The organism is Trinickia dinghuensis (assembly GCF_003367175.1).
GTDB lineage: Bacteria > Pseudomonadota > Gammaproteobacteria > Burkholderiales > Burkholderiaceae > Trinickia > Trinickia dinghuensis.
On sequence record NZ_QRGA01000001.1, the window covers coordinates 429,448 to 448,989 of the forward strand.

Consider the following 19,542-nt stretch of genomic DNA (forward strand, 5'->3'; position numbering starts at 1 on the left):
GTCACCTCAGTCAGGGACGCACTGCTTCGCGCGGGCGAGACCACGGAAATCAAAGCACACTCTGCTGTAACGATTGGCGATGCTCCAACACCTTGACGATCAAAGACTCAGTGGCGAGCTTTGCGCCTAAGACCGTCTGGATCTGCCGCAAGTCGACGATTAGAACGTCGCCCTTCCCGAACCGTTTTCCCGAGTCTATCTCGTCAAGAAACTCCTTATCTTCGATGGAAGCGTGGTAGGTCAACGCACCATCGTTTACACGCCATTTGTTGCCGTCCTTGAAGGTTAGGGACTCAATCAGCAGCATCCTTCTAGACGTCGAGTCGGACACGATCTCCGCAGCCGAATGCAACAGCTCAGCGCCAAAGGAAGCGACCTCGTCCTTGTGGATGTCGAGCACCGCCCGATCGTTCATGACGATACCGAAATCGGTTATCCCCTCGCGCTCCAGCGGCGACATCACCTTCTCCAGACTACGCCGGACGGCGATGCTTCTGTATAGCCTCATGATCCTGTCGCTCACCTCCACGCATTCGGACTCCGTAATCCAGACTGCGGCAACGTCGCCCTTCTCCTCGACCCTTACGGGCCGTCGCCCCTTTAGTATTCGCAAAATGCCGATCAGCCCACCGCCGGTGAAGCCGACCAACGTCACGATCGTGTACGCGTTGGATATGGCGGTTGCACCGTTCCCGGAGAAGATTTCCTTGATCTGACTGAGCAGCTGCTGGCTGACTGACAGGTCAATCCCGAAGGACCCAGCCTTGAACTTCGTGCTGACCTCTACGCGGAGTTCCGTGCCAACCCCGTTGACCTCCTTATTCGCAGCAGTTAAAAGGTCAGCGAACGCAACAAGTGCAGGCGCTAGATCGCGCACATCCATACGATGGTCTGACAGGGCCGGTCCGTCGTAGAAGACCTGAAATCGCTCGTGGTTGCTCATTTCCATTTTCGACGCGTAAAAAAGAATGCAAAGGCGCATCGAACGGCCGGACAGCCAACCGCACGACGGCAAGAAGCCGCACAGCAACGCCAGCGGCAAAGTGCGGCAGCGTACAGCGCCAGCGAGCTACCGCGGCACAAAGCACTCTCTTTTCAGACCGAATGAGCCCCCGCTCAACGCACAGCTGCCAGCGCCTCCATCACCCGCAACTCCGTTTCCCCCACAGCAGGGCGCGCCGACACGCGCGATCGCCGGTCCGTCGCCCTCGGATGAAAGTTTAGGTAAGGCGTCGTAAACCGGTTCGACATTCAAATTGAGCGCCGTAGGCCGTAATGTCGCATGTGCCTCGACCATCCGGGTCGAGATGCGCAGCTTACCGCCACACTTACGGAGACCATTCATGTCAATTTCCGCGTTGACCGATACGAGCGCCAGCGCTCAAATTTGGCAAACGCTCAAGGCGAAGCGCCACGAATCGCAAGCGAATTCGAGCGACTCGGCCTCGAGCGACAGCGCAAGCACGAACCCGCTGGCGGCCGCCATCGCGGCGGCACTGGCTCAAATCGGGCTGACCACGTCGAGCGGTGCGACCTCGGCCTCGACTTCGAGCTCGGCCTCGACCTCATCGTCGACGAGTACCGATGCGTGCTCGGGTTCGACGGCATCGGCGACCGATACCTCGGGCAGCACGTCGTCGAGCTCGATCAGCAGTGCGCTCCAGCAATTCCTCGGCGACCTGTTCTCGGCCGCGTCGCAGCAAGGCAGCGGCACGGCAGACGCATCGACCACGGCCAGCACTTCAGGCTCCACGTCGTCTACCTCGTCTACCTCGTCGACCGATTCGGCATCGACGAGCGCTTCATCGACGGACTCGTCGGCGACCACCGCCGCAATGCAACCGCCCCCGCCGCCTCCGCCCCAAGGGCAGGGCTACGGCAACGACCTTGCGTCCGCACTCGAGAGCCTTGCGCAGTCGCTGACGTCGAGCTCGAGTTCAAGCTCGAGCAGCACGTCGACGGACTCCACGGCAAGCGCTTCGACCACGACCGATTCGACGAGCACCAGCACCGGTACGTCGTCGACCGCGAGTACGTTGGAGAGCGACTTCCAGAATCTGCTGTCGGCATTCGGCACGTCGAGCAGCGGCAGTTCGAGCGATTCGACGGCAACGCTACAGCAGTTTCTGACAGCGCTCGCCAGCAACCTTCAAAGCGGCGGCGGTTCATCGAGCGGGGTCTTCGTCAGCACGTCCGCCTGATGAACGGTAAGGAAAGGTAAGGCAAAGCAACACAACCGGCCGGCACGAGTACAGCGTGCCGTGCTAGGCTTCTGCGGCGACGCGGGCATGTGCCCCCGCCGCCGCAGCGTTTTCGCGATTCGATCCATGCGATGATCGCGGATTCGCACGCCACCGAGGCCTCGCGCCCGCCGGCACCATCCGTCCCCATGCCCGACATGAAGCCCCAGGTTCTGATAGTCGACGACGACCCGGTCGTCCGCGATCTGCTGTCGCGTTTCCTCCAATCGAACGGACTCGATACGTCCGTCCTGCACGACGGCACGCATCTACGGCGGCGCCTCGAACTCGAACGCCCGTCGGTGATCGTGCTCGACATCATGATGCCGAACACCGACGGCCTGACCGCGCTTGCGGCACTGCGCGCGGCCGGCGACGACATCCCCGTGATCTTCGTCAGCGCCCGCGGCTCGATCCCCGAACGCATTGCCGGTCTCAAGCTCGGTGCGGACGACTATTTGCCGAAGCCGTTCGATCCGGACGAACTCCTTGCGCGAATCGAAGCGGTTCTTCGCCGGCGTGGGCCCGCGTTGGCGAGCGCACCCGATACGCGCGCGCAATTGCGCTTCGGCCCGTTCGCCCTCGACTTCGGCGCGCGGGTGCTGTTTCGTGACGGCGAGGCGCTGCCGCTTCGCAACAGCGAATTCGGACTCCTGAAGATTTTCGCGAATCATCCGTACAAAGTGCTGTCGCGCGTACGGATGCACGACCTGATGCATCGCGACGAGGTCGCATTCCACGATCGCAGTCTCGACGTGCCGATCTGGCGGCTGCGCCGCACGATCGAGATCGATCCCTCGCGCCCCCGTTACATTCAAACCGTGCGCGGCAAAGGGTACGTATTCGTGCCCGACGCCGAAGAGCCCGCGGTCCGCGAATAACCGAGGACAGAGCATCGATGCGCAACCCGCTGAATACGCTGTTCGGCAGAATGGCGTTGCTGTCGACCGTCGTTCTGCTCGTGATCCAATCGAGCTGGTTCATCCTGTTCGCGATTCGCGAGCCGCGGCACCAGGCGGACGGGTTCGCTCGCGGCATCCTGCTCGCGCTACAGGCGGCGAACAGCCGCGAAACGAATCTCCCCGCACTGCCGCCGGGGCCGGCGACGCGCCCGTTGCCTTTCGACGAGATGCCGCCGAACGCTCGTTTTCACGGGCCGCCCGGGCCACCGGGGCCGCCGCTCATGGACGATGGCAACGGCATCAGCGCACCGCCTCCACCGCCGGGGCCGCCCATACGCATCGTACCGTGGAACAAAATGCCCTCGGCGACTCATCTACGCGAGCCGACCGAGCCGCCGCTCGTCCACACGATCGCCTTCCTTCGCGACCATTTGCCGACGGGCAGCACGATCATGGTCGACGACGATCATCCGCGGCATCTCTGGGTGCGCTCGCCCGTCGCGGCGGATTGGACAGTCGTGCCGATCGACATGCCTCCGCCGCCGCACTTCCTCCTGGCGACCGGCTCGATCCTCTTCGCCGCCATCGTTCTTTCGGTACTCGTCGCGTGGCAGATGCAGCGCCCCTTGTCGCGCGTTGCACTGGCTGCCCGGACGTTCGGCTCGGGCGGACGGCCCGGGCCGGTCGGCGAGCGCGGGCCGCGCGAGTTGCGCGAACTGATCAGCGCATTCAACGACATGATGCGCCGGCTCAGCGAAGCGGACGACGACCAAGCCGTCATGCTCGCCGGCGTCGCGCATGACTTGAAGGCACCGATCACGCGCCTGAAGCTGCGCGCGAGCTTGCTCGCCGACGCGCATGATCGCGCCGGCTTGTTGCACGACGTCGATTCGCTGTCGAACATCGTCGAGCAGTTTCTCGAGTTTGCCGGGCAGTCCATCGACGAAGGCTCGCCGGTCGAGACCGACGCGTTCCTGCGCACGCAATTTACGGCGGCGGATGCGGCCGACCCCGCGGATGACGGCGAAGGCCCGCTGTTCGAACTCGATCTGCAGGCAGGCCCCGCATTCATGCTGCCTCGCGTGCTGCTCGATCGTCTCGTCACGAATCTCGTCGAAAATGCGCTCGAGCATGGTGCGGCGCCGGTCCGCATCGGCACGGCGCGCAAGGACGGCGATTGGCTTCTGACCGTACGCGATCATGGCCCCGGCATCCCCGAAGGTCGAATTGCAGCGGCCATGAAGCCGTTCGTACGGCTCGATGCCGCGCGCGGAGGCGAAGGGCATTGCGGACTGGGGCTTGCGATCGTGTCGAGGCTCGTGCGCGATCGCGGCGGCCGCTGCGAAGTGAGCAATCATCCGGAGGGGGGACTCCAGGTTAGCGTCGCGCTGCCGATGCAATAGCGACGACATCGCTGGTCGCAGTCGCATGCCGATAGACGCAGCACCGCAGCCAGCCATCGTCCTGGCCTGCGGAACGACAGGCCGGCAGCCAGCCGCCCTCCGTCACTGCGCGCGTCCCATAACAAGAAGTCATGCGAGCGTGAAAATAAGTGCATTGACGGTTCGAAGCGGCGTCACCGACACTCGATCGAACGCCCTTCTCCCGGCCCCCAACACCTTTTCCCCGCTTGGATCGTCCCTTGAAACGGATCTATACCGCCTTCGTGCTTCTCGGTGTCTTCTGGGGATCGAATTTCATCTACATGAAATGGGCGTCGTCGCTCATCAGCCCGGCGCAGATATCGCTTCTACGAGTCTTTTTCGGCTTCGCGCCGTTGGCGGCGCTCGCGTGGCATAAGCGCGCGATCAAGCTGCACCAAGTGCGTCATCTGCACCACTTCGCGCTGATGGCGGCACTCGCGACGGCCTTCTCCTACTTCGCCATGGCAAAGGGCACAGCGCTGCTTCCGTCCAGTATCGCCGGCGTGCTGGGCGCATCGCCGCCTTTGTTCACCGCGATTGCATCGGGCCTTCTTCTGCGTGAAGAGAAAATGAACCGGCTGATGGTGTACAGCGTCGCGCTGGGCATGGCCGGCATCGCACTCATTAGCCGCCCTTGGGCAAGCATGAGCGCCGGCGACGCAATCAATTTGACGGGCGTTGCATGGATCCTGTCCGGAACGATCGTCTTCGGGCTGTCGTACATCTACGTTCGACGCTTCATTGCCCCGCTCAACATCGCGCCGTTGGCGATCGTGACATGGCAGAACGGCTTGGCGTTTCTGATGCTGCTCGCCGTGACCGACCTCAGTGGAATCGGGCAGATACTGCAGAGTTTGCACGCTGCCGTGGGCCTCGCGGTCGGCCTCGGATTGCTCGGTACCGGCGCGTCGTTCATCCTTTACTACTTCCTCTTGCAAGAGCTGGGCGCCGTGGCCGCCGCCGGGGCGATTTACATCACACCAATCGTCGCGCTTTCGATCGGCTGGGCCGTGGGCGAGCACGTCGGCCCGCTGGAGCTATTCGCCGTCGCCCTCATCTTCGGCAGCATTGCCATGCTGGAAGTGGGCCGCCAACGCATCGGCCGAAGCGAAGCCGCGCCGATTCGCGGCGCGGTCAGTTGTGACTGACTGACGGTCACATCTCGCTACGCGGCCGAGCCGCCTTCTCCGGCGCCCGAATCACCCCCGATGCGGCCGCGCGCAGGTACCGGCGAAACGTAGGGCATTCCATATGGCTCGGCGCGGAGCAAGCGGCGGCGTGCCGCAAGCCGTCGCGCATGGCGCTCAGTTGGCGGATCGTCTTGTCCAACTCATCCGCCTTCGCCGAGAGCATCGTCCGATCGATCCGCGGCCGCTTCTTGTCCAGCGTAAACATTTGCGCGATTTCATCGAGCGAAAAACCGGCGGCACGCCCCAGCGCGATCAGCGCAAGGCGATCCAACACGGCGGCGTCGAACACGCGGCGCAGGCCGCGCCTCCCGATCGACGCGATCAGCCCCTTTTCCTCGTAAAACCGCAGCGTCGAAGCGGGAACGCCGGTGGACCGCGCCACTTCGGTGATGTCCAGATCTTCCACGTACTTGACCTCAAGTCGACTTGAATTTGTATAGTGCATCGTGTGTTTCGCAAAGACAATCAAGGAGAAGGTCATGAATGCGATGTCACGGCTCGATGACGAACAGGCGAAGCGGTGGAACGGTCCCGCGGGACAAGCTTGGGTCGACCTGCAAGGGGTGCTGGACCGGCTGTTCGAGCCGTTTGAAGACTTGCTTGTCGAGGCCGTGTCGGCAAGCCGGGGCGAGCGGGTACTCGACGTCGGGTGTGGTACCGGCAGCACCACGCTCGCAGTCGCACGACAGCCCAATGCACCGCGGCGCTGCGTCGGCATTGATGTTTCGGAGCCGATGATCGCGGCCGCTCGGGCGCGTGCCGAACGAGAAGGTTCATCGGCAACCTTCATTCACGGCAATGCGCAAAACCATGTGCTCGAACGGGCCGGCTTCGACGTGGTCATTTCGCGCTTCGGCGTCATGTTCTTCGCCGATGCCGTCGCGGCGTTCTCGAACCTTCGGCACGCCACGACCAGCGACGGCTGGCTTCACGTCATTGCATGGCGCAGCGCGGCCGAAAATCCGTTCATGACGACGGCGGAACGCGCAGCGGCGCCCCTACTGCCCAACTTGCCCGCGCGTCGATCGGACTCGCCCGGGCAATTCGCGTTTGCCGATCCGGCCCGCGTCAATGCCGTTCTCGCGGAAAGCGGCTGGTCGGAGATCGATCTTCGGCCGATCGATGTCCCCTGCGTCATGGCCAAGAAAGACTTGATCCCTTACCTAAGCAGGCTCGGGCCCGTCGGCGCAGCGCTTCAAGGAACGAAGGACCCAACCCGAGAGAACATCGTTGAAACAGTCGCCGCAGCCTTCGAGCCCTACGTCCACGGCGCCGAGGTGCGCTTTACCGCAGCCTGCTGGATGGTGCGAGCACGCGCGTAATTCGCAAATGCCGGTTCGCAGGCAAGCCGATATATGAATCTCTGTCATTCCATATGAACGAACCCGCCATGATGCCAAACACATAGTGCGAATGCCCGCTCCGTTATGATCCCCGCGCGTCAAGGCTGACGCCGCGTGGCCGCATTTTTCCTGGATTGACAGTTCGTTATATAGCCCCGTATACAGCAGTGAATGGATTCAAACAACGGCGGCTCGCATGTCCAAGGAAGTCATCGACTCCTACCTCCTCAAGGTGCTTCACACCCTCATCATCGAAGCAAGCGTCTCGCGCACGGCCACGTTGCTCGGTCAGTCACAACCGGCGATCAGCGTCGCCCTGCGAAAACTGCGCGCGCTGACGGGCGATCAATTGCTCGTGCGCAGCGGCAGCCGCATGGTGCCGACGAGCCATGCGCTGACGCTGCTCGAGCCCGCCGCGCAAGCGCTCGCCGGCATCGCCGAGGTTCTGCATCCCACGACCGCTTTCGATCCGGCCACCACGCGCCGTACGTTTCTGATCGGATCGCCCGACTACTTGGATGTGTTCTTCCTGCCGGCCGTGGTCGACGCGTTTCGCACCGAGGCCCCACGCGCGCGGATCGAATTCCAGCACTTGATGATGGTGGACGGCGGCTATCAGCACGGCCTGGAAAGCGGCACGCTCGACCTCGTGATCGGCAACTGGCGCACGCCGCCCGAGCATCTGCATCTGCAGCCGCTGTGCAAGGACGATCTCGTTTGCCTCTTGCGCACGCAACATCCGATCAAGCCGGGCAAGCTGAGCCGTGACCTCTATCAGGATGCCGAGCATTTGGCCGTCACGACACACAACGCCACGGGGCTGGGGACAATCGATATCGAACTCGCGCGCAGTGGCCTGTCCAGAAACGTGACCGCCACGTTGCCGTACTTCGGCATGGCGCCTTACGTGCTGATGCGCTCGAACCTGCTTTTTACGACGACGCGCGCGCTGGCCGCGCACTACAGCAAACTGCTTCCCCTAAGGATGGAGCCGCTCCCCTCCGATCCGCAGGCGCTCACCTACTACCAGCTCTGGCATGACCGCACGCATCGGAGCCCCGCGGCGGTCTGGCTGCGCCGTCTCGTATCCGGCGTCGCAAAGGGGCTCGCAGGCTGAAGCTTGCGGCGAGAAGCGCGTGCATACGCGCCCACCGCCTCGACCGGGAGCCGCCGCGAGAGCAGCGTGTCGGCAGGATCGGTGCGCATAAAAAAACCGCGAGGCTCGCTCGCGGTTCGAAAACGTCTGGCGTCGGGCTCCGATAGACAGGGAGACGGAGGCGGAACGCTAGTGCGCGACAGGGGTCGGTCAGCAAAAGCTGCCTGTCGCCGGGCGCGTGCAGGTTGCGCCCGGTTGTTGTGAATCCGGATTCCGACTACCTCGGAATACCGGACGCCATCTGCTTCAACAGAGCAGCTTTTTCAGCGGTGGCAGCACCTACCAGCGCGAATCCCGTCATCGATTTGGTCGCGGTATCCTCGCACACGGCTCGCACCGCGTTCGGCGAATCCTGCGCGACCGTCTCGATCGACCATTGGCCGCCCGGTCCCGCCGGCGGTACCACGACGGCCGGAACCGCCGGCGTCTTGACGACGACCGGCATCACCGGGAAATCGACCCGCGTGAGCATCCCGGACAGCGTGCGGGCGAGGGCGCGCGCTGCATGCATGATAGGCAGCACGTACGGCTGAAAGCGGCCGTCGACGGCGGCGCAGTCGCCGAGCGCATAGACGTCCGGCGCACTCGTGCGGCACCAGGCATCCGTGCTGATGCCGCCTTCGATCTTCAGCCCGGCCTCGCTGGCGAGCGTCGTTCTCGGTACGAGACCGACCGCCGAAACCACGATATCGACATCGAGTGTCTTTCCGTCCGTCAGCGTCAAGCGGTAGCCGCGTTCGCGCCGCGATACCGACGCAACGCCGCGGCCCAGCCGCACGTCGATGCCGGCACGGAACAAGGCACGCGCATACGCAGCCCCCGCCTCCGCGGGAAGCAGTCGCGACAGCGGCGTGTCGGCCGGATCGACGAGGCATACCGAATGGCCCGCCGCGACCAGATCGTTCGCGAACTCACAGCCGATCAACCCGGCACCGACTATCGCAACCGAATGGCCCGGTTCGAGTGCATCGCGAAAGCGTGCGTAATCGGCGAGGTCGTTGATCGACAGCACGCCGGCGGCACCGTCCCCTTCGAAGTGCACGCGCCGCGGATCGGCTCCCGTTGCGAGCACCAGCGAGCGATAACGCAGCCGCCATCCCGCGACGACGATCGCATGCTCGTCCGGCACGATGCGCTCGACGTGGCGATAGGTCCAGACGAACGCATTCAGTTGCGTGGCCATCGCTTGCGCAGCGAAGCTCGCTAGCTCGTGAGGCGCCTTCTTCATCGCCAGCGCGTTCGAGAGCGTGGGCTTCGAATAGAAGCTGCCGTCGTCGCGACTGACGATGACTAGCGGCGTCTTCGTATCGAGCTTGCGCAATTCGCGCGCTACCGTGTAACCGGCGAGCCCCGTGCCGACGATCACGATCGGGTCGGGCCGCACGCCTTCATGTAAGGGCTCGCTCATGCCGCCACCACCTGCATCTCGAAGTCGTGCTTGCCCGTCGCGCAGTCCGGGCACATCCAGTTGTCGGGTACATCCTCCCAGCGCGTACCCGGCGCAATCCCCGCTTCGGGCAGGCCTTCGGTCTCGTCGTAGCGAAATCCGCAAATGACGCATTCCCAGATCTTCATGATGTTTTCCTTCTCACACGCATCAACGCACGTACGCTTTGCCGAGTCCGATCTCGGCGAGTGCGCGCCGGTATCCGCCGGAGGAGCGATCCGCGAGAATCGGCGCTTCCTGGGAGCGGTCGATCGGTAGATCCTCCGGGCACTGCAACTCGACGATCGCGCGGTCCTCTTCGAATACCTGGCGGTTGAACTCATAGACGTCTTCGAGCGGCAAGTCCTGGTCGAAATTGCGGACGATGGGAACGAAAAGACGCGTGAGGCGCGCCGATACCGGGCTCGCGGCATTGAGAATCGCCAGACGCCCGCCCTCGGGGAAATGCACCGTCAGCCGCGCGAAGAACGGCGCATCCACCTCGAACACACGGCGCCACACAAAGCCCTCCGGCGCGCGATGCTGCATCGACTTCGGGAAGTTGCTCACGGTACTCACGTATTCCGCGCGCAAGCCGTTCGGGCGTCGTTCGACGGAGTATTGCGGCACCACGGGATTCCGGCGGTCGGCAAAGCTGTCGTGATGGATCCACGCGAAATGCGCGACATCGATGAAGCCTTCGGTTTGACGCCCGGCCGACGCGCGAATGTCGATCGACGGCGGAAGGATTTGCTGAAAGCCCTCGGTGTTCCACGCGGGGAAGTCCGGCAACGGCAGCTCACCGCCGCCGAGCGAGACCCATACCAGCCCATACGCTTCCTGCGCTGCGTAGGTCGTCAGACACAGACGCTCGGGAATCGGGCCCTCCGGTTGCGAAGGAATGTAGTTGCATTTGCCGCTCGCTCCGTATTCCAGGCCGTGATAGGGGCACACGAGATTAGGGCCGTTGACCCATCCTTGGCTCAGCGGCGCGCCGCGATGCGGGCAGACATCGCGTGCCGCAACGATCCGGCCTTCCGAACGAAACAGAACGAGCGGCTCGTCGAGTAGCGTGACGCCGAGCGGCTTGTCGGCGACATCGTGGGCGAAGGCAACGGGATGCCAATAGCGGCTCAGGATCTCCCAGTCGCTGGAGTCGAACGTACAGTTGCGGGGCATGGCGGACGCTGTGCGAGTCAGCGTAATCACCTGGGGTTGAGTCATGCGTGTCTCCTGAATCGTATGCGGTGGTCATGGCGTTGCTCGATGCGTGTTCGGTGCCGCCATGGACACAACGATATTCATGTGCGAGCGCACAACCCATCCCCGTTCGGTCATGTAGTCCATGTACCGATCGACATGGTGCGATCGTCGAACGCCGGCCTATCGGCGCGCGGTTCGGCAGAGGTAATGGCGAAGCTTCGCTATCATTTCGTATCGACGCCGATGCGTATTTGCCTTAAAAGGATGCGACTTGAAAACACGAATGAAACTGCGAATCGCGATCGTCGTTTTGGGTGGGTCGATCTTCGCCGGATTGACGGGACTCGCGTGGGCGCTCCCCGCGGCGACAGCATCCGTCTGTCCTTCTTGTTACGGCTTCGAACGAGCGGCGCCGCAGGTTTATGTCGAAAAGGGACTCGCTTCCGAGCAAGCGGAAGCGATCGTGAAATTTGTCGATGAAGGCCGCCAACGCGTGCGGAAATTCTGGGGGCCTCGTCAAGCCTCGCCACGCATTTTGGTCTGCAGCGATAGTGCGTGCTTCGAACGTTTGGGAGGCGGTAGGCGACGCGGGATGTCCATTTTCGATTTCGTCGCCGTGCTGTCGCCTCGCGGCAGCGATCCGGTCATCGCCGCGCATGAATTGTCGATGATCGAGTTGAACAAACGTGTCGGCTTGCTCGGCTTCGCTCGCGAGGCGATCCCCGTCTGGTTCAACGAAGGCATTGCGATGTATGCCTCGGATGACCTGCGCTATCTCGGCCCGGAAGGTGCGGGCGATCGGTGCCTCATCGCACCGTCTGCTCCGCTTCCCTCCGGTTTGTTCGACTGGGGACGGCATGCGCTGACCGACCAGCATCTTTATGCGAAGGCCGCTTGTGCGACTAGCCGTTGGATCACGGCCCACGGGGGGCCGGGGTCGGCCGTCGAGGTTGTATCGAAGGTGGGGGCGGGGGTGCCGTTTGATGAGGCGGTGCGTTGAGGAAGCGTCCACTCGCGGGCAGTCAAACCCTTACCCCACTGCAGCGGAACGCGCGCTGCCCCGGTTGATTGAAAATAAAATAATCACCACTATAATGACAGTTATCCTGAATTTTCAGCGTCAACTGTCATTTAAATGCTTTTTAAGCTAGCTACCCCACAGGAGATTGCGGGCGAACTCGGCCAGCGCCTGCGAACTCGCCGCCTGTCCCTCAATCTATCGCAAGCGGAAACGGCTGCGCGGGCGGGCGTATCGCTCGGCGCGCTCCGTAACCTTGAGCGGACCGGCTTAGTAACAGTCGACGTCCTGTTGCGCGTGGCGGGCACGCTCGGACTGCTGCAACAACTTGAGCCCGTCTTCGTCACCCGCCCGGTCAGCATCGAACAGATGGAAGCGGCCAGTCGCTCGCGTCGCCGCGCTGGCTACAAGAAGGACGCAGTATGAAGAAACTGACTGTGATGTACGTTGGGTGGGGCGAGCGGTTTCCGCTGGCGCAACTGGCCGACGATGGTCGAAATCTGCTTTTCCAATACACGCCGGATGCACTGGCTCGCGGGCTCGACCTATCGCCCTATCACCTCGGACTGACGCGCGAGGCATTCGGTGATTTTCCGGAGCACCAGCAGCGTTTGCCCGGTCTGGTAAGCGACGCGCTTCCAGACGGCTGGGGCATGCTGGTAATGGACCGTCTCTTTCGCAAAAACGGCATCGATGTCGCGACCATCTCTCCGCTCGACCGGCTAGCCTTCATCGGTGAGGATGCAATGGGCGCGCTGGCATTCGAGCCACCGTCGGGCCCGCACCTCGAAAATCGCGACATCAATCTGCTTCAGATTGCTAATAGCGTGCGAAGTGTTTTATCGGGAGACAGCGAAGACATGCTACGCGACTTGGCACTGATGGGGGGCTCCCCGCACGGTGCGCGTCCGAAGATTCGTGTGAACCTCGATTGGGCCGCGGGGGTTGCATCGATGACAGAAGATGGCCCCGGAGTTCCGTGGCTCGTCAAATTCCCTGGGCAAAACGAGGCCTCGGAGGTCTGCGCAATCGAATATGTGTACGCGGACATGGCTCGCAGAGCGGGAATTCTCATGCCCGCGACGCATTTCTTCGCGCTTGCCGATGACTTGACTGCTTTCGGCATTGAGCGGTTTGACCGCGTGGACGGAATGCGTGTCCCGGTGCACACGGTTTCCGGACTGGCACACGCAGACTTCAGGCATCCGAGTCTCGACTATTTGTCAGTACTCAGACTCACTCGCCTACTCACCGCAGACGAGCGTGAAGTTTTGGAGATGTACCGGCGCTGCGTGTTCAATGTAGTCTTTCACAACCGGGACGACCATTCGAAGAACCTATCGTTTCTGATGCGACGCGATGGTTCGTGGCATGTTGCTCCGGGATACGACCTCACTTTCAACGAGGGCCCCGGCGGCTATCATCAGATGGATGTTTGCGGCGAGGCCATGCGAATCGAGCGCCCGCATCTGCTCGACCTAGCGTCGAAAGCAGGAATCAAAAAGGACGATGCCGCCGCTATCATCGATCAGGTATGCGAGGCCGCCGGATATTTCCCGGAATCCGCTCGAAACCTGCCAATAAACATCTCGACCTATACGCATATTTGCGCAAAGATCGCGCACTCTCGCAGAGTGGCCGGTGCGAGTAAGTAGGACGATCGGCACGAAGACGATTGACTCGGTAGCCCTCGTTCAACGGCGCAATCGTCCCGCACTATAACCACCCTAGACCTACTTCCGATATTCTTTCTCGATCGACGAAAGTTTCCACGTCGCACGGAAACTAGCCGCGCACTCGGTAGATGGTGGAATGAAAGTCGATATCCGACGCAACATAGCGCCCTCACCCCGCGATCGTTTCCACCGATGCCGTCCGTTCCACCCGCCCACGCCCTGCGGCCTTCGCGGCGTACAGCGCCGTGTCGGCCGCCCGCACGAGCGCGTGACTCGAATCGCCCGCATCATCGATGCAACTGGCCACGCCTACGCTGATCGTCACATGCAACGCGGCGGTCGATCCCGCATTGGGAATCGCCATCGCGGCAACCGCATCGCACATCCGCTGCGCGACGGACGCCGCCGCGGACGTATCCGTTTGCGGCAGCAGAACCGCAAATTCCTCCCCGCCATAGCGCGCCACCAAATCATGCCCATGGCGCGCAGCATCGTTCAGGGATTCAGCGACGCGAACTAGACAACGGTCACCTTCCAAGTGCCCATAACGATCGTTGAAGGCCTTGAAATGGTCGATATCGATCATCAGCAGCGAAAGCGGCGAGCGGTCATGCTTGGCCCGCTGCAACCGTGCGGCAAGCGCCGCGTCGAATGCGCGGCGGTTCGCGGCACCAGTCAACGGATCGGTGGTGGCCAACCGTTTCAGTTCTTCGAGCGCCGCCGCCAGCCGTGATTGCAGAAAATAATTCTCGACGAGCAGGAGCAACAGCACGAAGCTCGCCGCAAGCAACCCGTAAATCCGCCCAGCATAGAACCCGAGATCGTAACGGCCGGCATTGAAGACGGCACTGAGCGCGATGTCGCATATCCAGACGCAAAGCACGACCATCAGCCATCGGTCGACCGTGGAATCGCGCCTTTTTCTCCACAGCACCGCAAGCGCGACCAGACACATTCCCCAAGTCATTCCGACCACCGACATCATCTGCGGGGTATAGCCGTTGCCTCGCATGATCTGTGGCAGCAGGTGCTCGCCAGCCGTTGCAAGCAAGGCCAGACCGCCGGCGGCCGCAAGCACCGTCCCGATGCAGAACAGCAGCCAGCGAACTCGCACCGATTTCCCGGACATCCGATCGCGCTTGCCGTCCTTGAGCAACGCATAGGCGATGACGAACAACGGAAAACCGGCATGCCAGAACATGTAGATCCATGCCGTGCTTTGCGGTCCCGCGCCCAACAATCCGGCCGCCGAAAACAACCCGGGAAAGCTCAGCATGTGCAAGAGCGCAATCGCCGCCGTGTACAGGTAGCCGCTGGCCAATACACCGATAGCCCGGGATCGGGCGATCACGCACTGCCCGAATAAGAGCACAGCAGTGATCAAATCGTTGACCACAAGCGCGGCTTCATACACCGGGATGAATGCCGGAACGGGCGGCAGATGCCGCTTCGCAAAAGGAACAACGGCGAAGAGCACCAACAACGAGAACACCGCGATGACGGCGGGCAGCGCGCGGGCATGCGGGCTCGTGGATTCCGTCTGAGGAAAGACGGTGGGCTGATCGGCCCGGCGGGCGGTCAAGCTTGGCATAAGTGACGATCGAGGTGGGCGCTATCCCGCTGAACGAAGACATCGCGGGTGCGCGATCTTACTACGCCCCCCCCCGCAGCGCTAAAAATAAAACGTCACGATCGCCTGCAGGATATTGCTTTGCGACGCGGCCCCGAATGCACTATGCGAGCCCCCATGATCCGCTTGCCACTGCACGGCGAAATCGGCGCGAGGCCAATGATAGCGGGCCTCGATCCAGGCGAAAAAGCTGTTGTCGACCAGGTCGTATCGGCCCATCAGCGTCACATCGAGGTCCAGGACGAAAGCATCCTGCCATGTGACGTAGGAAAATACTGAATTTCGCGTAGTCAATTCCCGAGCCTGAGTCGCGGCCTCTCTGTATGCGCCATAACGAGCCGGATCCATGGCGAGTGCGTTCCACGTAGCGCGATTCGCACCGAGGCCGTCGTAGTCGTATTCGAGCGTGGCCGATACCTTGCCCGGAAACGTGCGGGTCGCCCCTGTCGCGAGACGCGAATGAAAGCTGTTGCCCGCGCTCGGGGCGTCCGCGAGCGCCTTGCCCCGCCCACCCGCGTATTCGACGAAGAACACCGTTGCGTCGTCGAGCAGCGCGGTCGCGTTCACACCGAATTGCGGCGGGATATCGGTGCCGCCGTACACGAGCCATTGCGGCGAGAACCTTCCAAAAAGACGCTGAGTGCCGCTGATCAAGTAGCGCCACTGCCGATTCGTCGCACCGAAGTCCGGGCTGAAGGTTCCATCGCTCGAACTCGCGGCGAGCCGCGGCGATACGAGCGCGCTCAATGACCCGCCCGCCCACAGCAGTTGGCCACGCAGCATCACGCTGCCAAGCCGGTTCTCGCGCAGGCTCGCCGGGTCGATCGAGACGATCGACCGAATCGCATCGGCCTTGAAGAAATCCGTGGGATTGAAGCCGGATGCCACGCCTTCGCGCAAATTGATTCGCCCGGCGTCGACGATTGTCGATTGCGTCGGTTGCCAACTGATGTACGCCTGCTTCAGCGTATCGACCGCGTTGTACTTTCCGTTCGCGTCGCGCCAGCCGGTATCGAACCGATTCGACAACACCGCACGCCAACCGGGAAATAGAGCGCCGTCATACGACAGCGACGATGCCGCGCGCACGGTATCGTTCAACTCGACGCGCCCCGCTTGATTGGCCGCGTTGTAGTTCGCCGCCGCCAGTTCGAACGATCCGCGCCAGTTGCTCGGCACCGTCACCGTCGCGCTAGCCGTATCGGCCAGCCCGAGCGCATCGGCGTCGGCGTCCGCGGCCGCATGCGCCGCAGGTACAAACATCATCCCGGCCACGAGCAACGCGCTTTTCGACAAGCATCGCATCGTTCAGTTCGTTCAGTTCGGCTTGAAGCGCGCGAGATATTCGCGCTGCATCCACGAATCGGGAATGTCGCGCCATGCGTAGTTCGAATAGCGCATGACGGTCACCCAGCCCGGATCGAGCCCATCGATGATGACGATTTCCGTCGGCCGCACCGCGCCGAGTTCCTCTTGGAAGCGCCGGAAATACGAGACCTTCAGCAACGTCCCGCTTTCCGCGTAAAAGCGCGCTTTGACGGGCCGCATCGTCGCGCTGTCGAGCCATAAGTCGATCGCGTGATAAGTCGCCTCCGGCGAACGCGCCACCAGCGCCAGCTTGTAGCAGTGTTTGGTTTGCCGGTCGCCGTCGGCGATGTCTTCCTCGCCCGCGAGCGACGGCGTGTAGTCATGTGCCCAATTGACCGTGACGACGTCGCCGTTGGCCGCCTGGCCCAGCAATCGCTGTTGCGGCGAGATGCGAACGCTCGCCTGACTCGACGGATCGTAGAACCAGAGGTCCAAGCCGTTTTTCAGCAGCAGCTTGTCGACGTCGCGCGCCGGCGCATCGAAATGGACAAGGCTTCGATACTGCCCGTTGTCGGGGTCGATTTTCGAATAGACCGACAGGATGTTTTGATCGGTCTGCCGGCCCTGATGAAATTCGATCAGTGTGGTCGTCAAACTGAAGGGCTTGCCCGGGTTGCGGATTGCGTCGCTGGCTTCGAGCAGTTGCTGCGCGCTCGGCGACGCGTTGGCCGCGACCGATACGCAGAACGTGATGACGGCGAACCAGCGTGACAATGCGGATTTCATGAGCACTCCGATAAGAATGATCGATCAAGAGAAGCGCAGCGCTTCGACGATAGGCATTCTCGACGCGCGCCGCGCCGGCAGCCAGGCCGAAGCAGTCGCCACGAGCAAGATGCCGAGCGCGTTGCGCGCGATCATTGCGGTTTCTCCCCACACGCGGACGGTCAATGCGACGCTGTCCGTCTGGCCCGGCGGCATCCAGCGCAATCCCGCGTGATTGACGAGAGCGGCGCCGGCAAGCGCGATCAACGTGCCGAGAACCGCACCGCAAAGACCGAGCAAGCACCCCTCGCAGACGAAGATTCGGCTGACGCCGCCATCTCGCAGCCCCATTGCGCGCAACGTGCCGATTTCATGCGTGCGCTCCATCACGGCCATGTTCATCGTGTTGCCCACCGTGAACATCACGACGGTTGCCATCAGAATCGCGATGAAGCCGAACACCGCGTTGAACATCCCCGTGATCTGCCCGTATTGCGGGTTCAACGTCGCGAAATCGAGCACGTCGAGCGCATTGCCTCCCGGCGTCCGCTTCAGCAGCGCAACGAGTGCCGTCCGGGCACGGCCGATGTCCGCCGTATGGCGCAGCTGCACGACGATCGACGTCGCCCGCGGCTGACCGCCGCCGTAGACGAGACGCTGCGCCTGTGCCAAATGCAACTGGACGTACATGTCGTCGATATCCTTGACGCCCTGCTTCTGCGCCGCCACGACGTCTAGCTGCGCGACATTCGGGGCGCCGTAGGCGTTCGACGTCAGCAGTTGGATATGCGCGGTTCGCGACTCAGGTGAATCGCCATGCAGCGAACGCGACTCGGCCGCGGCGAGCTGAACGAGATCGTTAGGGGTCGCGGGCTGCGAGGACGCGTCCTGCGCCGGCTGCGGATCGCGGCAATTGGGCACCTTCAGCGAAGTACATAGGCGCAGCACCCGTGCGACACCCGTTCCGATCACCACTGCATTGGGCAGCGTGGACGCGAGCGCAAGCGACCCGGACGCAATGGGGAAGCCGTAATCGTTCCACTCGCGCATGCGGCGTTGCTCGTCGACGACGATGCCGTTGCCGAAGACCGTGCGCGACACGCCCGCGGCGAAGTTGCCGGCGATCCCATTGACGGCCAGCACGGGCGTGACGACGGTGACCATCGATCTCAGTTGCGGGTCACCGCGCACGGCATCGACGATGCGCGCGTAGTCGGCGATCCCATATGAAACCGGGTCGCCGCTACCGTAAAGAAAGTAGCCGCGGCGTTGAATCTGCAAATGGCCGCCGTACCGCACGAAGCTGGTCTGCAGGCCGTAGTTGATATTGCGCGTATATCCGCCGAACAACAGCACGGCCGTGAGGCCGATCACCATGGCGAGCAGCGTGGTCGACGAGCGGCGCCGGTTGCGCTGCAGATTGCGAAAAGCGAGGATCCAGGTTTTCACAGCGGCGCCTCCTCTTCGGCCATCCGCTCGATCGAGACGATGTTCCCATCACGGATGTGGACGACGTCGTCGGCGGATGCGAGCAATTGCGGGTCGTGCGACGAAAACACGAACGACGTCGCCCGCTCGCGCTGCATCGTGCGCATGAGGCCTAGGATCGCCGCGCCGGTCGTGCTGTCGAGATTGGCGGTGGGTTCGTCGGCCAAGACGAGCGACGGACGCGTCGCCAAAGCGCGAGCGATTGCAACGCGCTGCTGTTGGCCGCCGGAGAGTTCGCCGGGTTTGCGATGCGCATGCGGCGCCACGCCGACGGCGTCGAGCAACGCCATCACGTCCGCACGGCGGCGCGCTTTCGATACGCCGAGCAACGTCAGCGGATATTCCACGTTCTCATAAGCGCTCAGAACGGGAATCAAATTGAAAGACTGGAAGACGAAGCCGATATGGCGCGCACGGAAATCGGAAAGGGCATTGCTGCTCAATTGATCGAGCGCCTGGCCCGCAACGACGACGCTGCCGCTCGTCGCTCGGTCGATTCCGCCGAGCAGGTTCAGCAGGGTGGTCTTGCCGCTGCCCGAAGGCCCCGACAAGACGGTGAACCGGCTGGAGACGATTTCGACGGATACGTCTTGCAACGCCGGCACAACCGTCGCCCCGGTGCCGTATGTCCTCGTCGCTTTATGTACGCTGGCCGCTATCACGTGCGCCCCCTTGGTCGTTTATCGATGGGGGGCACTTTGAGCGCTTCTCAGGCGTCCAGCGAACAGATGCGACGAACGGCGAAATGCGCCGATAGAATGCTTCGCAGCGCG

20 protein-coding genes are annotated in these 19,542 nt (G+C 62.6%); 8 read left to right on the top strand and 12 right to left on the bottom strand.

What is annotated here, in order from left to right; genetic code table 11:
• Positions 1-49: 49 nt before the first annotated feature.
• From DWV00_RS01865 to DWV00_RS01875, 3 genes are all read right to left on the bottom strand, one after another.
• A complete protein-coding gene (locus DWV00_RS01865; RefSeq protein ID WP_245964674.1) occupies positions 50-949 on the bottom strand; it encodes an LAPAL motif-containing putative phage structural protein in 900 nt (299 codons plus the stop codon).
• A 552-nt stretch (positions 950-1,501) separates the two neighbouring features.
• Positions 1,502-1,828 (bottom strand): hypothetical protein, encoded by a 327-nt coding sequence (locus DWV00_RS01870; RefSeq protein WP_115531821.1) that lies wholly within the window; start codon positions 1,826-1,828, stop codon positions 1,502-1,504.
• 45 nt (positions 1,829-1,873) lie between these two features.
• Positions 1,874-2,146 (bottom strand): hypothetical protein, encoded by a 273-nt coding sequence (locus DWV00_RS01875; protein WP_115531822.1) that lies wholly within the window; start codon positions 2,144-2,146, stop codon positions 1,874-1,876.
• A 252-nt stretch (positions 2,147-2,398) separates the two neighbouring features.
• Here DWV00_RS01875 and DWV00_RS01880 point away from each other — a divergent pair, with 252 nt between their 5' ends.
• From DWV00_RS01880 to DWV00_RS01895, 3 genes are all read left to right on the top strand, one after another.
• Entirely contained in the window at positions 2,399-3,121 is a 723-nt protein-coding gene (locus DWV00_RS01880) for a response regulator (protein WP_115532221.1), read from the top strand.
• Between the two features lie 17 nt (positions 3,122-3,138).
• Positions 3,139-4,545 (top strand): ATP-binding protein, encoded by a 1,407-nt coding sequence (locus DWV00_RS01890; RefSeq protein ID WP_245964675.1) that lies wholly within the window; start codon positions 3,139-3,141, stop codon positions 4,543-4,545.
• 239 nt (positions 4,546-4,784) lie between these two features.
• On the top strand, positions 4,785-5,714 hold the full coding sequence (locus DWV00_RS01895) for a DMT family transporter (RefSeq protein WP_115531823.1): 930 nt from the start codon (positions 4,785-4,787) through the stop codon (positions 5,712-5,714).
• Positions 5,715-5,721: 7 nt separating this feature from the next.
• Here DWV00_RS01895 and DWV00_RS01900 read toward each other — a convergent pair whose 3' ends face one another.
• Entirely contained in the window at positions 5,722-6,162 is a 441-nt protein-coding gene (locus DWV00_RS01900; RefSeq protein ID WP_115532223.1) for a helix-turn-helix domain-containing protein, read from the bottom strand.
• 73 nt (positions 6,163-6,235) lie between these two features.
• Here DWV00_RS01900 and DWV00_RS01905 point away from each other — a divergent pair, with 73 nt between their 5' ends.
• Positions 6,236-7,078 carry a class I SAM-dependent methyltransferase gene (locus DWV00_RS01905; protein WP_115531824.1) on the top strand — a complete coding sequence of 281 codons (843 nt, stop codon included), beginning with the start codon at positions 6,236-6,238 and terminating at the stop codon, positions 7,076-7,078.
• Between the two features lie 217 nt (positions 7,079-7,295).
• Positions 7,296-8,216 (top strand): LysR family transcriptional regulator, encoded by a 921-nt coding sequence (locus tag DWV00_RS01910; protein ID WP_115531825.1) that lies wholly within the window; start codon positions 7,296-7,298, stop codon positions 8,214-8,216.
• 256 nt (positions 8,217-8,472) lie between these two features.
• On the opposite strand, the gene DWV00_RS01915 is transcribed toward DWV00_RS01910, so the two are convergent.
• Genes DWV00_RS01915 through DWV00_RS01925 form a run of 3 tightly spaced genes read right to left on the bottom strand, consistent with a single transcriptional unit; the run spans position 8,473 to position 10,905 of the window.
• A complete protein-coding gene (locus tag DWV00_RS01915) occupies positions 8,473-9,663 on the bottom strand; it encodes an FAD-dependent oxidoreductase (protein WP_115531826.1) in 1,191 nt (396 codons plus the stop codon).
• A complete protein-coding gene (locus DWV00_RS01920) occupies positions 9,660-9,830 on the bottom strand; it encodes a rubredoxin (protein WP_115531827.1) in 171 nt (56 codons plus the stop codon). Before DWV00_RS01920 ends, DWV00_RS01915 begins: the two co-directional genes overlap by 4 nt.
• Before the next feature lie 22 nt (positions 9,831-9,852).
• Positions 9,853-10,905, bottom strand: a complete 1,053-nt coding sequence (locus DWV00_RS01925) for an aromatic ring-hydroxylating oxygenase subunit alpha (RefSeq protein WP_115531828.1) — start codon at positions 10,903-10,905, stop codon at positions 9,853-9,855.
• Between the two features lie 571 nt (positions 10,906-11,476).
• Here DWV00_RS01925 and DWV00_RS33580 point away from each other — a divergent pair.
• The 3 genes from DWV00_RS33580 (at position 11,477) to DWV00_RS01940 (ending at position 13,557) form a co-directional block, all read left to right on the top strand.
• Entirely contained in the window at positions 11,477-11,884 is a 408-nt protein-coding gene (locus DWV00_RS33580) for a hypothetical protein (protein ID WP_147297816.1), read from the top strand.
• 135 nt (positions 11,885-12,019) lie between these two features.
• Positions 12,020-12,328 (top strand): helix-turn-helix domain-containing protein, encoded by a 309-nt coding sequence (locus DWV00_RS01935; RefSeq protein WP_115531830.1) that lies wholly within the window; start codon positions 12,020-12,022, stop codon positions 12,326-12,328.
• Positions 12,325-13,557: a type II toxin-antitoxin system HipA family toxin gene (locus tag DWV00_RS01940; protein ID WP_115531831.1), complete on the top strand. Its 1,233-nt coding sequence runs from the start codon at positions 12,325-12,327 to the stop codon at positions 13,555-13,557. The genes DWV00_RS01935 and DWV00_RS01940 overlap by 4 nt, the downstream gene beginning before the upstream one ends.
• Positions 13,558-13,747: 190 nt before the next feature.
• On the opposite strand, the gene DWV00_RS01945 is transcribed toward DWV00_RS01940, so the two are convergent.
• The 5 genes from DWV00_RS01945 to DWV00_RS01965 all read right to left on the bottom strand — a co-directional run bounded on the left by DWV00_RS01945 (position 13,748) and on the right by DWV00_RS01965 (position 19,428).
• Complete coding sequence (locus DWV00_RS01945; protein ID WP_115531832.1) at positions 13,748-15,169, bottom strand: sensor domain-containing diguanylate cyclase; 1,422 nt, start codon at positions 15,167-15,169, stop codon at positions 13,748-13,750.
• Between the two features lie 81 nt (positions 15,170-15,250).
• Positions 15,251-16,504 (bottom strand): hypothetical protein, encoded by a 1,254-nt coding sequence (locus tag DWV00_RS01950; RefSeq protein ID WP_245964676.1) that lies wholly within the window; start codon positions 16,502-16,504, stop codon positions 15,251-15,253.
• Positions 16,505-16,525: 21 nt separating this feature from the next.
• Positions 16,526-17,302, bottom strand: coding sequence for an outer membrane lipoprotein-sorting protein (locus DWV00_RS01955; RefSeq protein ID WP_115531834.1), 777 nt, complete (start codon positions 17,300-17,302; stop codon positions 16,526-16,528).
• 24 nt (positions 17,303-17,326) lie between these two features.
• Positions 17,327-18,730: an ABC transporter permease gene (locus DWV00_RS01960; RefSeq protein WP_115531835.1), complete on the bottom strand. Its 1,404-nt coding sequence runs from the start codon at positions 18,728-18,730 to the stop codon at positions 17,327-17,329.
• Positions 18,727-19,428, bottom strand: a complete 702-nt coding sequence (locus DWV00_RS01965; protein ID WP_115532224.1) for an ABC transporter ATP-binding protein — start codon at positions 19,426-19,428, stop codon at positions 18,727-18,729. The genes DWV00_RS01960 and DWV00_RS01965 overlap by 4 nt, the downstream gene beginning before the upstream one ends.
• Positions 19,429-19,542 lie beyond the last annotated feature (114 nt).